A 13,471-nucleotide genomic window follows, 5' to 3' on the forward strand; every position below is an offset into this window, starting at 1 on the left:
CCGGAAACCACCTGCTGTGGTTTCCGGCCCGTCCGGCGTTCGATGCCTAGTCCGCCAGGTTCACCGACCGGGCCGACGTCGCCCCGATCTCCTCCGCCAGCTCCGCGAGCACCGGCTGCGGCACGGTGTCGTCGACGGTGAGGACCGCCAGCGCCTCCCCGCCCACGTCGGCGCGGGCGACCTGCATGCCCGCGATGTTGATCCCGGCCTCGCCGAGGACGCGCCCGACGGTGCCCACGACGCCCGGCCGGTCCGCGTACCGCAGTACGACCATGTGGTCGGCGAGCGCCAGGTCCACGTCGTAGTCACCGACCGCGACGATCTTCTGGTGGTTCTTGGGACCGGCGAGCGTGCCGGAGACCGCCACCTCCTCGCCGTCGCCGAGGGTGCCGCGCACGGTCACCACGTTCCGGTGGTCGGGCGACTCGGAGGAGGTGGTCAGCCGCACCTCGACGCCGCGCTCCTGCGCGAACAGCGGCGCGTTCACGTACGAGACGGTCTCGTCGACCACGTCCTCGAAGACGCCCTTCAGGGCGGACAGTTCGAGGACCTTCACGTCGTGCTGGGTGATCTCGCCGTACACCTCGACGTCGAGCCGCACCGCGACCTCGCCCGCGAGGGCGGTGAAGATCCGGCCGAGCTTCTCGGCGAGCGGCAGGCCGGGGCGCACGTCCTCGGCGATGACCCCGCCCTGGACGTTCACCGCGTCCGGGACCAGCTCGCCCGCGAGCGCGAGGCGCACGGACCTGGCGACCGAGATGCCCGCCTTCTCCTGCGCCTCGTCGGTGGACGCGCCGAGGTGCGGGGTGCACACGACCTGGTCAAGCTCGAACAGCGGGGAGTCGGTGCACGGCTCCTTCGCGTACACGTCGAGGCCCGCGCCGGCGACGCGGCCCTCCTTGAGGGCCGAGTACAGCGCCTCCTCGTCGACGATGCCGCCGCGCGCGGCGTTCACGATCCGCACCGCGGGCTTGACCTTGTGCAGCGCCTCGTCGCCGATGAGGCCCACGGTCTCGGGCGTCTTCGGCAGGTGCACGGTGATGAAGTCCGAGGCCTCAAGAAGCTCGTCGAGCGAGAGCACCTTCACGCCCATCTGCGCGGCGCGCGCCGGCTGCACGTACGGGTCGTAGGCGACGACCTTCATGCCGAACGCGGACATCCGCTGCGCCACGAGCGCGCCGATGCGGCCGAGGCCGACGACGCCGAGGGTCTTCTCGGCCAGCTCCACGCCGGTGTACTTGGAGCGCTTCCACTCGCCGTTCTTCAGCGCCGTGTTGGCCTGCGGGATGTTGCGGGCGGTGGCGAGGATCAGGCCGCAGGCCAGCTCGGCGGCGGTGACGATGTTCGAGGTGGGGGCGTTCACCACCATGACGCCCGCCTTGGTGGCGGCGGAGACGTCGACGTTGTCGAGGCCGACGCCCGCGCGGGCGACGACCCTCAGCTTGCGGGCGGCGGCGATGGCCTCGGCGTCGACCTTGGTCGCGGAGCGGACCAGGATGGCGTCGACGTCGGCGATGGCGGGCAGCAGCTCCGCGCGGTCCGCGCCGTTGCAGCGGCGGATCTCGAAGTCCGGGCCCAGGGCTTCGACGGTCGCGGGCGACAGCTCTTCAGCGATGAGTACGACCGGTTTGCCGTTGGCAGCAGTGCTCACGTGAGTCCTCACAAGTCCAATGCGGACGGCCGTCCCGACGGCCGCAGGCGGTGGAGGTGGCTAGCCGCGTGGAAGACGCACGACGCTGTGGGCCTGACGCGAATGGTGGTTGCAGTGTAGTGGCGGCTGCCGGGCCCCTATGCGCCTGACTGGAAGGATCACCCGGACGAGGCTGGACACCGCGGACAAGCGCGGAGGGGCTGGGAAGATCCAGCCCCTCGGGGGCACCTCCCACGCCCTTAAGGCAGTGGGGGAGTTTGAGGAGCGGGGTCCGGGGCGGAGCCCCGTGTCCTCACGCCTGCGGGGCCGGGGCGATGGGCCCCGGCCCCGCAGGCATACGCCCTACTCGTTGTCGTTGACCCAAGACATGAGCTTGCGCAGCTCCTTGCCGGTGGTCTCCAGGAGGTGGTCCTGGTCCTGCTGCTTGTACTCGTTGTACTTCTTCAGGCCGCCGTGGTACTCGTCCATCCACTGCTTCGCGAACGTGCCGTCCTGGATCTCGGCCAGGACCTTCTTCATCTCGGCCTTGGTGGCGTCCGTGATGATGCGCGGGCCGGTGACGTAGTCGCCCCACTCGGCGGTCTCGGAGACCGACCAGCGCATCTTCTCCAGGCCGCCCTCGTACATGAGGTCGACGATCAGCTTCAGCTCGTGCAGGCACTCGAAGTAGGCGATCTCCGGCTGGTAGCCCGCCTCGACGAGGGTCTCGAAGCCCGCCTTGACCAGGGCGGCGGTGCCGCCGCAGAGCACGGCCTGCTCACCGAACAGGTCGGTCTCGGTCTCCTCGGTGAAGGTCGTCTTGATGACGCCCGCGCGGGTGCCGCCGATGCCCTTGGCGTACGACAGGGCCAGCTCGAAGCCCTTGCCCGTGGCGTCCTGCTCGACGGCCGCGATGCACGGAACGCCGCGGCCCTCCTCGTACTGACGGCGCACCAGGTGGCCCGGGCCCTTGGGGGCGACCATGCAGACGTCGACGCCCGCCGGGGGCTTGATGAAGCCGAAGCGGATGTTCAGGCCGTGGCCGAAGAAGAGCGCGTCGCCCTCCTTCAGGTGCGGGGCGATGGACTCCTCGTAGACCTTGGCCTGGATCGGGTCCGGCACCAGGACCATGATGACGTCGGCCTCTTCGGTGGCCTCGGCGGGCGTGACGACGCGCAGGCCCTGCTCCTCGGCCTTGGCCTTCGACTTGGAGCCCTCGTGCAGGCCGACCCGGACGTCCACGCCGGAGTCGCGCAGCGAGAGGGCGTGGGCGTGGCCCTGGCTGCCGTAACCGATGACCGCGACCTTGCGGCCCTGGATGATGGACAGGTCTGCGTCGGCGTCGTAGAACAGCTCGGCCACTGGATATCTCCTATGTGTGCTGATGTTGCGTCCCACCGTACGGCGGGCTCGGTCAGGAAGGTCGGGGGGTTCCGGAATGCGGAACGTCAGGCGGTGCGGTCGAGCGCCCGCAGGCTGCGGTCCGTGATCGAGCGCGAGCCGCGGCCGATCGCGATGGTGCCGGACTGCACCAGCTCCTTGATGCCGAAGGGTTCGAGCATCTTGAGCATGGCCTCCAGCTTGTCGCTCGACCCGGTGGCCTCGATGGTCACGGCCTCGGGCGAGACGTCCACGGTCTTGGCGCGGAACAGCTGGACGATCTCGACGATCTGGGAGCGGGTCTCGTTGTCGGCGCGCACCTTCACGAGGACGAGTTCGCGCTGGACGGCGGCGCCCGGCTCCAGTTCGACGATCTTCAGGACGTTCACCAGCTTGTTGAGCTGCTTCGTGACCTGTTCGAGCGGCAGGTCCTCGACATTCACGACGATGGTGATGCGGGAGATGTCGGGGTGCTCGGTGACGCCGACGGCCAGGGAGTCGATGTTGAAGCCGCGGCGGGAGAAAAGGGCGGCGATCCTGGCGAGGATGCCGGGGGTGTTCTCGACGAGGACCGAGAGCGTGTGCTTGGACATGACGGTCATGGCGGTCGTACCTCTTCCTGGTGCTCTCAGTCGTCTTCGCCGTCGCCGAAGTCGGGGCGGACGCCCCGGGCGGCCATGACCTCGTCGTTCGAGGTGCCCGCCGCGACCATCGGCCAGACCTGGGCGTCCTCGTGGACGATGAAGTCGATCACGACCGGGCGGTCGTTGACGGCGTTGGCCTCTTCGATGACCTTGTCGAGGTCGGCCGGGTCCTCGCAGCGGATCGCGTAACAGCCCATCGCCTCGGACAGCTTGACGAAGTCCGGGATGCGGGTGCCCGCGCTCGGCTGCTTGCCGTCCGCGTCCGGGCCGCTGTGCAGCACGGTGTTGGAGTAGCGCTGGTTGTAGAACAGCGCCTGCCACTGGCGGACCATCCCCAGGGCGCCGTTGTTGATGATGGCGACCTTGATCGGGATGTTGTTCAGGGCGCAGGTGGTCAGCTCCTGATTGGTCATCTGGAAGCAGCCGTCGCCGTCGATCGCCCAGACGGTCTTGTCCGGCCGGCCCGCCTTGGCCCCCATCGCGGCCGGGACGGCATAGCCCATCGTCCCGGCGCCGCCGGAGTTGAGCCAGGTCGCGGGCTGCTCGTACTGGATGAAGTGCGCGGCCCACATCTGGTGCTGGCCGACGCCCGCGGCGAAGACCGTGCCCTCGGGGGCCAGCCGGCCGATGCGCTCGATGACCTGCTGCGGTGACAGCTGGCCGTTGTCCGGGTGGTCGTAGCCGAGCGGGTAGGTGTCGCGCCAGCGGTTCAGGTCGGCCCACCAGGCGGTGTAGTCGCCGGTGTGGCCCGCGGTGTGCTCGGCCTGGATCGCCTGGACGAGGTCGGCGATGACCTCGCGGGCGTCGCCGACGATCGGCACGTCGGCGGCGCGGTTCTTGCCGATCTCGGCCGGGTCGATGTCGGCGTGCACGACCTTCGCGTGCGGCGCGAAGCTGTCCAGCTTGCCGGTGACGCGGTCGTCGAAGCGGGCGCCGAGGGCGACGATCAGGTCGGACTTCTGGAGCGCGGTGACGGCGGTGACCGCACCGTGCATGCCCGGCATCCCCACGTGCAGCGGGTGGCTGTCGGGGAACGCGCCGAGCGCCATCAGGGTGGTGGTGACGGGCGCGCCGGTCAGCTCGGCGAGGACCTTCAGCTCGGCGGTGGCGCCGGCCTTGATGACGCCGCCGCCGACGTACAGGACGGGGCGCTTCGCGGCGGTGATGAGCTTCGCCGCCTCGCGGATCTGCTTGGCGTGCGGCTTGGTCACCGGGCGGTAGCCGGGCAGCTCCTGCTGCGGCGGCCAGGAGAACGTGGTGCGCGCCTGGAGGGCGTCCTTGGCGATGTCGACCAGGACGGGGCCCGGGCGGCCGGTGGAGGCGATGTGGAAGGCCTCCGCGATGGTGCGCGGGATGTCCTCGGCCTTGGTCACCAGGAAGTTGTGCTTGGTGATCGGCATCGTGATGCCGACGATGTCCGCCTCCTGGAAGGCGTCCGTGCCGATGGCCTTGGAGGAGACCTGCCCGGTGATGGCGACGAGCGGCACCGAGTCCATGTGGGCGTCCGCGATGGGCGTGACCAGGTTGGTGGCGCCGGGGCCCGACGTGGCCATGCAGACGCCGACCCTGCCGGTGGCCTGGGCGTAGCCGGTGGCGGCGTGGCCCGCGCCCTGCTCGTGGCGGACGAGGATGTGACGGACGCGCGTGGAGTCCATCATCGGGTCGTACGCCGGGAGGATCGCGCCCCCGGGAATGCCGAATACGGTGTCGGCCCCGACTTCTTCGAGCGAACGGATCAGGGACTGCGCACCCGTGACGTGCTCGACGGGCGCGGGCTGCTGTCCAGAGGATCGGGGCCGCGGCTGCGGATGGCTGGCCCCGGTGGCCTGCTCGGTCATCGGCATTCTCTTCTCGATGCTGAGGGTTGTCGCTGAGGTTCCGCTGAAACGTTCGGCGGGGGTCTAGCGGGTTTTTTGCCTTGGTTCGGCAGTGCTGGTGCAACAAAAAACCCCTCGTGCCGTGGGGCAAGCGAGGGGAGCGCGCCGGGTGCGGTCGCTGGGGTTCCTCCGGTGTCAGGACCGGGCTTCCCAGCTTCAGCCGACGCGCTTTCCAAGTACGAGAATTCGGGTGCGCATGGCACTGACCCTCCCCCCGGCGCGCCGGGGCTGTCAAGTAGGTGGGACGGGCGTCTCAGCATGTGAGCGGCCGAACGGGGTGGTGCCGGCCACCGTCCCGGCCGCGTACACCGCGGTCGCCGCGCTCGCGCCGCCGAAGGCGCCGGGGGGCGCCACGGCCGGGCCGCCCACGCAGACGGGCTCCACGGGCCCGCGCGGCACGGGGTACTCCCCCATCGCGAGCGCCCGGCGCAGCCGGTACTCGTCGAGCGGGCCGGAGAACGCCATGCCCTGGCCGTGCGTGCAGCCCATCGCGCGCAGCGCCACGACCTGCTCGGGGTGGTCCACGCCGTCGGCGACGGAGTCGAGGCCGAGGTCGGTGGCGATGCGCAGGAGACCCGCCGTGATCTTGTGCAGGCGCGCGGACTCCACGACGCCCTCGACGAGCCCGCGGTCCAGCTTCAGCACGTCGACGGGGAGGCGCCGCAGTGCCGTGATCGCCGCGCAGCCGCTGCCGAAGCCGTCGAGCGCGACGCGGACGCCGAGCCGCCGCAGGGAGGTCAGACGGCGCTCCAGCTCGTCGAGGGAGACCCGCGGGTCGCTGTCCGCCAGCTCGATGACGAGCGCGCCGGAGGGCAGTCCGTGCCGGGTGAGCAGGGCCTCCAGGGAGCCGAGCGGCAGGGAGCGGTCGACCAGGCGGCGCGCGCTGATCCGCACCGAGACGGGCATCGCGTGCCCGGCGATGCCCCGCTCCGCGGCCTTCTCGACGGCCTCCTGGAGCAGCCAGCGGCCCAGCTCGGCGGCGCGCTCGCCGTCCTCGGCGGTGCGCAGGAACTCGGCGGGCGTGAACAGGATGCCCTGGGCCGAGCGCCATCGCGCCTGGGCGGCGACCGAGGTGATCCGGCCGCTGTCGAGGGCCACCACGGGCTGGTGCAGGAGCGCGAACTCGCCCTCGTGCAGGGCGCTGCGCAGGCGCGTGGCCAGCTCGGCCTTGCGGGCGACGTCGGCCTGCATCTGGGGGGCGTACAGCTCCACGCGGCCCTTGCCCGCGGCCTTCGCGCGGTACATCGCGAGGTCGGCGTTGCGCAGCAGCTCGCCCGCGCCTACGCCCGGTTCGGCGAAGGCCACGCCGATGGACGCGGCGACGCGGACATCGTTGCCGTCGATGTCGTACGGCTGGGAGAGTCTGAGCCGCAGCCGGTCGGCCAGCTCCATGATGTGCTTCTCGCGCGCGGCGTGGTCCCGGGTGCCGTCGCCGACGATGAGGGCGGCGAACTCGTCGCCGCCGAGGCGCGAGGCGGTGTCCGACGCGCGGACGGCCTCCTGGAGGCGCTGGGCGGCCATCACGAGGAGTTCGTCGCCCGCCTGGTGGCCGATGGTGTCGTTCACGGCCTTGAAGCCGTCGAGGTCGATGAAGAGCACGGCCGTGCCTCGGTCGGTGACTCTGCGACCGCCGAGCGCTTGCGCGACTCGGCGGGTGAAGAGCGCCCGGTTGGGCAGGTCGGTGAGCGGATCGTGCTCGGCGTTGTGCTGCAACTGCGCCTGGAGGCGCACCCGTTCGGTCACGTCCCGGCTGTTGAAGATGAGGCCGCCGTGGTGGCGGTTGACGGTGGACTCCACGTTCAGCCATTCACCGCTGCCGGACTTGAAACGGCATTCGATCCGCGTCGTGGGCTCCTCCACGGGGTTGGCGGCGAGGAAGCGGCGCACCTCGTGGACCACGCGTCCGAGGTCCTCCGGGTGCATGAGCGAGGCCAGCTCCGAGCCGACGAGGTCGTCGGCCTCGCGGCCGTAGACCCCGGCGGCGGCCGGGCTGACGTAGCGCAGGATGCCGCTCGGGGCGGCGATCATGATGACGTCGCTCGAACCCTGGACCAGGGACCGGAAGTGGTTCTCCTTCTGGGCCAGTTCCTGGGTGAGGGTGATGTTGTCGAGCAGCATGATGCCCTGGCGGACGACGAGGGCGAGGACGACGGTGCCGGCGGTGAAGAGCACGACCTCGTCGACACTGCGCCCGTTCAGGACGTTGTAGAGGATCCCGAGCGTGCAGACCGCGGCGGCCAGATACGGCGTGAGGGCGGCGAGCGAGCCGGCGATGGGCCGCGTCGTCGCGTACCGCGCGACGTCACCCCGCTCGTGGTCGCGGACGTCGCGCTGATCACGCGGATCTCGCATCTCCCGCGGGTCCCGTACGTCACGCGCGTCGTGCGGTTCATGAACCCCGCGGCCGTCGCGGCCGTCGCGAACGCCTCGTACGTCGTGCAGGGCCGGGATGCGCGTCCTGCCGTACGGACGGTGGCCCGCGCGCGGGAGGTCCGTGTCCGCGCGGCTCTGCCGGGGCGTCGCCCAGGGGGCGTACGCGAGGAGCAGGGAACCGGCGAACCAGCCCGCGTCGAGCAGTTGCCCCGAGCGGTAGCTGGCGTGCAGCAGCGGCGAGGTGAACAGGGCGTCGCACATCACGGTCAGCGCGAGGGCCCCGATCGCGGTGTTCACGGCGGTGCGGTTCGCCGACGAGCGCCTGAAGTGCAGGGCGAGGACCATGCTGACCAGCGCGATGTCCAGGAGCGGGTACGCGAGCGACAGGGCCGCGTGGGCGACGCCCGGGCCGTCGAACTGCGCGGTGTGCGCGAGGGCGAGGCTCCAGGAGAGCGTGAGCAGTGAACCGCCGATGAGCCACGCGTCGAGCCCGAGGCACACCCAGCCGGCCTTGGTGACCGGCCGCTTGGCGAGCACGAGCAGCCCGATGATGGCGGGCGGTGCGAAGCAGAGGAAGAACAGGTCCGCGAAGCCGCGCTCGGGCACGGGCTGGCGCAGGACGACCTCGTGCCATCCCCACACCGCGTTTCCGCAGGCCGCCATCGCGGAGGAGAGCGCGAACAGCAGCCAAGCGGGTCGAAAGCGGCTGCGCCGGGTGCGGGAGTAGAAGAAGCAGGAGACGGCGGCGGCCGCGGCGGCGGCGCTGAGGCCGAAGTCGCCCATGATGAGCGCGAGCCGGGTCGAGCCCCAGCCGAGGGCGGAGCCCGTCGCATAGCCCCCGCAGACCAGCAGCAGGAGGACCTGGGAGAGCAGGCCCGTGCCCCCGCTCGGCGCCGGGCGGCGGGCCATGGGGGCACCCGGGGAGGACAGGGGGGCGCCGAGCCCGCCGTCGAGGACGGACGCGGAAGCCGTCTGCCCGCTCACCTGCCCGCTCCGCTCCGTGCGCCGGCGCCACGGCCACGAGCGCCGCGTCCGCGCACCGCGCGGTGCGCCGCGCCCGGGTGCGGGAAGCGCGCCGTGGTGCCAGGGGTCCCATGCGCCGCCGGGCCACGGCGTCCCGGTCCCGTCGACGGGACAGCGGGGGGACGCGGGTCCCGCCGCCACCCGCCAGGAGACGCCGGGTCCGTGCGTCGGCGGTCGCTCGTCCGTCCTGATGACTGCCATGCGCCGACCTCCGACCGCTGCGGACGGCGCCTCGCGGCGCGGTGCGGGTGCCGGTGGCGGTGGCGCCGGGCGCAGTGCCGACGGCCGCGGGCCGGTGTACGCGAGAGTCGCGGGCGGTGGTCCCGCCGCTTCGGATCGTTCGCCCATAGGCCGTGCATCGCCCGTCGCCCCCCTCGCCGTCTCGGTACTCGATCCCCCGCGCCGAACGGTGCACGGCGCAGCCCCTGTCGGGGACGATACACCAGCCTCGTCACTCAGGGACAGGTCTGCTCTACGCTGCGTGACTACCCCCGTCAATATGGACACGCGGCGCACACGAGTGAGTGCGGAGCGTGCAGAGAAGGCTCAACGCCGGTTCCAGGCGGTCACGGCGCGCCGGATATCGACCGTTCCTGACCGACTTGTGAAGCCTTCGCAGGCTGGAGGGCCGGGCTCCGAGGCCCTGAATATTGGGGTTGCGACGGGTTACGACACCCTTGGGCTCACGGCGTCATCGGGGTCACGACGTCGTCAGAACGACGTTGGAGAGCGGCTCCCCGGTGACGTACCGCGTCAGCTGGGCGGCCAACAGGCGCCGGGCGCGCGGCCGGAACGCGGACGACGAGCCCCCCACGTGCGGACTGATCAGCACGCCGGGGGCCCGCCACAGCGGGTGTCCCGCAGGCAGCGGCTCCGGCTCCGTGACGTCCAGGGCCGCGGTCAGGCGGCCGCTCTCCAGCTCCGGGAGCAGCGCTTTCGTGTCGACCACCGGTCCGCGGGCGACGTTCACGAGCAGCGCGCCGTCCTTCATGCGTGCCAGGAAGTCGGCGTCGACCAGGCCGCGGGTGGCGTCCGTGAGGGGCGTGGACAGCACCACCACGTCCGCTTCGGGAAGCAGTCGGGGCAGTTCGTCGAGCGAGCGCACCGAACCGCGCGCCGTGGTGCGCTCGGTGCGCGCGACGCGCGCCACCCGCGCGCACTCAAAGGGCGCGAGCCGGTCCTCGATCGCGGAGCCGATGGATCCGTACCCCACGATGAGCACGGACTTGTCGGCGAGTGCCGGGTAGAACCCCGAGCGCCACTCCTGGACCCGCTGCCCCTCCACGAACCGCGGGACGCCCCGCAAGGAGGCGAGGATCAGCGTCAGCGCCAGCTCGGCGGTGCTGGCCTCGTGCACCCCGCGCGCGTTGCACAGCCGGACACCGGGCCGCAGGGACTTCAGGCCGGGCTCCAGGGCGTCGATGCCCGCCGTCAGCGTCTGCACGACCCGCAGGGACGTCATGGCGGTCATCGGGGGCACCACCACGTCGATGCTCTTCATGTACGGGACCACGTAGAAGACGCAGTCGGCCGGATCGGCGGGATAGTCCGGACCGCCGTCCCAGTAGCGGTACGTCAGACCGGCTTCGGACGCGACCGGCAGACCCTCGACGTCGGTCTCTTCGAACGGCAGCCATACGTCAGTTGTCATGGTCAGGAGGCTAATGCGAACAGGGCGCACGCCGCGTGCCGGGAGGCAGAGGTTACGTTTGGTGCCGCCCGGACGGAAGATCGCGGACACGTCGCGGGATCGAGGGATCGCGGGACAGCGGGAGGGTTCGACCAGGTGGAGCGCAGGACGATCGGCGCCGGTGCGCTCGGGGTGGGCGCCGTCGGACTCGGCTGCATGCCGATGAACTGGGCGTACTCCGGCTCTCGACAGCGCGGTGAGGCCTCGCTGCGGACCGTGCACGCGGCGCTCGACCTGGGCACGACGCTCCTCGACACGGCGGACATGTACGGCCCGTTCACCAACGAGCTGCTCATCGGGCGGGTGCTCAAGGAGCGGCGCGCCGAGGCCTTCGTGTCGACGAAGTGCGGGCTGCTCGTGGGTGACCAGCACGTCGTCGCCAACGGCAGGCCCGGCTATGTGAAGCGCGCCTGCGACGCGTCGCTGCGGCGCCTCCAGACGGACACCATCGACCTCTACCAGCTGCACCGCGCCGACCCGGAGGTGCCGATCGAGGAGACCTGGGGCGCGATGGCCGACCTGGTCACGGCCGGGAAGGTGCGGGCTCTCGGCCTGTGCGCGGTCGGAGCGCGGGCGCGGCGGCGGTCCGGCGCCGGGATGCACGACACCACGATCCGCCAGCTCGAACGGATCCAGCAGGTCTTCCCGGTGACGGCGGTGGAGGCCGAGCTGTCGGTGTGGTCACCCGAGGCGCTCGACGCGCTGCTGCCGTGGTGCGCGGCGCGGGGCGTGGGGCTCCTGGCCGCGATGCCGCTGGGCAACGGCTTCCTCACGGGCACGCTGACGCCGGGGCAGGGCTTCGAGCCGGACGACCTGCGCGCCCGGCATCCGCGCTTCACCGCCGAGATGATGGCGGCCAACCAGCCTCTGGTGGTGGGCCTGCGCCGGGTCGCGGCCCGGCACGGCGCGACGCCCGCGCAGGTGGCCCTGGCGTGGGTGCTCGCGCAGGGCGCCCAGGTGGTGCCGATCCCCGGCGCGAAGCGGGACCGCTGGGCGCGGGAGAACGCGGGGGCTGCGGGGGTCCGCCTCTCCCCCCGCGACCTCGCGGACCTGGCGGCGCTGCCCCCGGCCCAGGGCTCCTGGGACTGAGCCCAGCCCCTGTATCGCCGCTCCGCGGCCGATCAGGCGGGGGTCCGGAGGCGGAGCCCCCGGTTTCGGGAAGGGCGGGGTCGGCGAGCCCTCGGCAGAGGTGTGGAACCCGCGGGGCTCGGGCGGTGTATGAACAGGAGAAGCGCCGCACCGAAGGGATCCTCACCGTGCCGAGTCCTCACCGTTTCGCCGTGGCGGCCACCTTGGCCACCGCCCTCCTGCTGGCCACCGGATGCTCGTCGGACGACGGCGACGCCGCGCGGGGCGGCGAGCGCACCGAGTCCAGCGCCTCCGGCCCCAGCGGCTCCCCGCCGGACGACGGCGCGACGCCTCCCCCGGAGAAGGGCTCGGCCAAGGTCACCAAGACCCTGGCCACGGGCCTGAAGTCACCCTGGGGGCTCGCCGCGCTCCCGGGCGGCGACCTGCTCGTCTCCTCCCGTGACGAGGGCACGATCACCCATGTCGACGGCAGCACCGGCAAGAAGACCGAAGCCGGCCCGGTCCCCGGGGTCGACCCCGGCGGCGAGGGCGGCCTGATGGGTCTCGCCCTGTCCCCGGCGTACGCCTCGGACCACTTCGTGTACGCGTACTTCACGACGGCCTCCGACAACCGCGTGGCCCGGATGCTGTACGACGAGGCGAAGCCCGCGGGCCAGCGCCTTGGCGCCCCCGACACGATCTTCAAGGGCATCCCCAAGGGCATGATCCACAACGGCGGCCGGATCGCCTTCGGCCCCGACAAGCTGCTGTACGTGGGCACGGGGGAGACCGGGGACACCGGCCTCGCCCAGGACAAGAAGTCCCTCGGCGGCAAGATCCTCCGCCTCACCCCGGACGGCGAGCCCGCCCCGGGCAACCCCTTCGAGGGCTCCCCGGTCTTCTCGTACGGCCACCGGAATGTGCAGGGACTCGCCTGGGACGAGCAGAAGCGCCTGTGGGCCTCGGAGTTCGGCCAGGACACCTGGGACGAGCTGAACGAGATCAAGGCAGGTGACAACTACGGCTGGCCCGAGGTGGAGGGCAAGGGCGACGCGGACGCCAAGAAGGACGGCTTCCACGCGCCGGTGGCCCAGTGGAAGACGTCCGAGGCCTCCCCGAGCGGCGTCGCCCACGCCGAGGGCTCGATCTGGATGGCGGGCCTGCGCGGCCAGCGGCTGTGGCGCGTCCCGGTGCGCGGGGTGAGCGGGGAGCCGAAGACGGAGGCGTTCCTCACCGAGGAGCACGGCAGGCTGCGCACGGTGCTCGCGGCGGGCGGCGACAAGCTGTGGCTCGTGACGAGCGAGACGGATTCTCGGGGCACGCCGGAGAAGGGGGACGACAAGATCCTGGAGGTGGAGGTGAAGTAGCGAGACGCGCTCGCGCTCGCGTCGCCCGGGACCGGAACCGAAGCGGAGCCGAAGCCAGGACCACCGGGCTCCAGCGGCGGCCGAGGCCTCCGCGGGCCACACCGGGGCGGGGCCGAAGCCGAGGCAGAGGCTGAATCGGCGGCGGGCTCAGGCCGGGGGCGGGGGCTCGTCGGGGCCAGGGCCGGATTCCGGTTCAGGGTGGGCGCCCACCGCCCCCTGGTTCGGGACCCTGACGACCACCTTGCCCGAGGACAGGTCTATGGGCCCGCGGCCCGGGTCCCCGTCGTCGACGTCCACGCGCGACAGCTCCAGCCGCTTCTTCTCGTCGTCGGTGTGCTTGCGCCCGGGAGCGAAGAGCTGCTCGAACACGTTGAACACGGTGCCTCCCGGAGGCTGAAGACGGTCCCGTTCCCCAGGGT

9 protein-coding genes are annotated in these 13,471 nt (G+C 71.9%); 2 read left to right on the plus strand and 7 right to left on the minus strand.

The window, feature by feature from the left end; all coding sequences use genetic code 11:
* Positions 1-46: 46 nt before the first annotated feature.
* The 6 genes from serA to AC07GB_RS00785 all read right to left on the minus strand — a co-directional run bounded on the left by serA (position 47) and on the right by AC07GB_RS00785 (position 10,578).
* Positions 47-1,651 carry a phosphoglycerate dehydrogenase gene (serA, locus tag AC07GB_RS00760; protein WP_478841055.1) on the minus strand — a complete coding sequence of 535 codons (1,605 nt, stop codon included), beginning with the start codon at positions 1,649-1,651 and terminating at the stop codon, positions 47-49.
* Positions 1,652-1,993: 342 nt separating this feature from the next.
* Positions 1,994-2,992, minus strand: a complete 999-nt coding sequence (ilvC, locus tag AC07GB_RS00765; protein ID WP_478841056.1) for a ketol-acid reductoisomerase — start codon at positions 2,990-2,992, stop codon at positions 1,994-1,996.
* Between the two features lie 86 nt (positions 2,993-3,078).
* Positions 3,079-3,603, minus strand: coding sequence for an acetolactate synthase small subunit (gene ilvN, locus AC07GB_RS00770; protein ID WP_478841400.1), 525 nt, complete (start codon positions 3,601-3,603; stop codon positions 3,079-3,081).
* Positions 3,604-3,638: 35 nt separating this feature from the next.
* Positions 3,639-5,498 (minus strand): acetolactate synthase large subunit, encoded by a 1,860-nt coding sequence (locus AC07GB_RS00775; RefSeq protein ID WP_478841057.1) that lies wholly within the window; start codon positions 5,496-5,498, stop codon positions 3,639-3,641.
* 264 nt (positions 5,499-5,762) lie between these two features.
* Positions 5,763-8,888 (minus strand): putative bifunctional diguanylate cyclase/phosphodiesterase, encoded by a 3,126-nt coding sequence (locus tag AC07GB_RS00780; protein ID WP_478841058.1) that lies wholly within the window; start codon positions 8,886-8,888, stop codon positions 5,763-5,765.
* Positions 8,889-9,627: 739 nt separating this feature from the next.
* Entirely contained in the window at positions 9,628-10,578 is a 951-nt protein-coding gene (locus AC07GB_RS00785; RefSeq protein WP_478841059.1) for a 2-hydroxyacid dehydrogenase, read from the minus strand.
* A 135-nt stretch (positions 10,579-10,713) separates the two neighbouring features.
* Here AC07GB_RS00785 and AC07GB_RS00790 point away from each other — a divergent pair, with 135 nt between their 5' ends.
* Both AC07GB_RS00790 and AC07GB_RS00795 read left to right on the plus strand, forming a co-directional pair.
* Complete coding sequence (locus AC07GB_RS00790) at positions 10,714-11,706, plus strand: aldo/keto reductase (RefSeq protein ID WP_478841060.1); 993 nt, start codon at positions 10,714-10,716, stop codon at positions 11,704-11,706.
* 191 nt (positions 11,707-11,897) lie between these two features.
* A complete protein-coding gene (locus tag AC07GB_RS00795) occupies positions 11,898-13,052 on the plus strand; it encodes a PQQ-dependent sugar dehydrogenase (RefSeq protein WP_478841061.1) in 1,155 nt (384 codons plus the stop codon).
* A gap of 147 nt (positions 13,053-13,199) precedes the next feature.
* On the opposite strand, the gene AC07GB_RS00800 is transcribed toward AC07GB_RS00795, so the two are convergent.
* Positions 13,200-13,430, minus strand: coding sequence for a DUF6191 domain-containing protein (locus AC07GB_RS00800; RefSeq protein ID WP_478841062.1), 231 nt, complete (start codon positions 13,428-13,430; stop codon positions 13,200-13,202).
* Positions 13,431-13,471 lie beyond the last annotated feature (41 nt).

It is taken from the genome of Streptomyces sp. NPDC045778 (assembly GCF_056431945.1).

Coding starts and splice junctions, on each gene's coding strand:
- AC07GB_RS00775 (WP_478841057.1), bottom strand. CDS start 5,498: ATGCCGATGACCGAGCAGGCCACCGGGGCCAGCCATCCGCAGCCGCGG.
- AC07GB_RS00785 (WP_478841059.1), bottom strand. CDS start 10,578: ATGACAACTGACGTATGGCTGCCGTTCGAAGAGACCGACGTCGAGGGT.
- ilvN (WP_478841400.1), bottom strand. CDS start 3,603: ATGTCCAAGCACACGCTCTCGGTCCTCGTCGAGAACACCCCCGGCATC.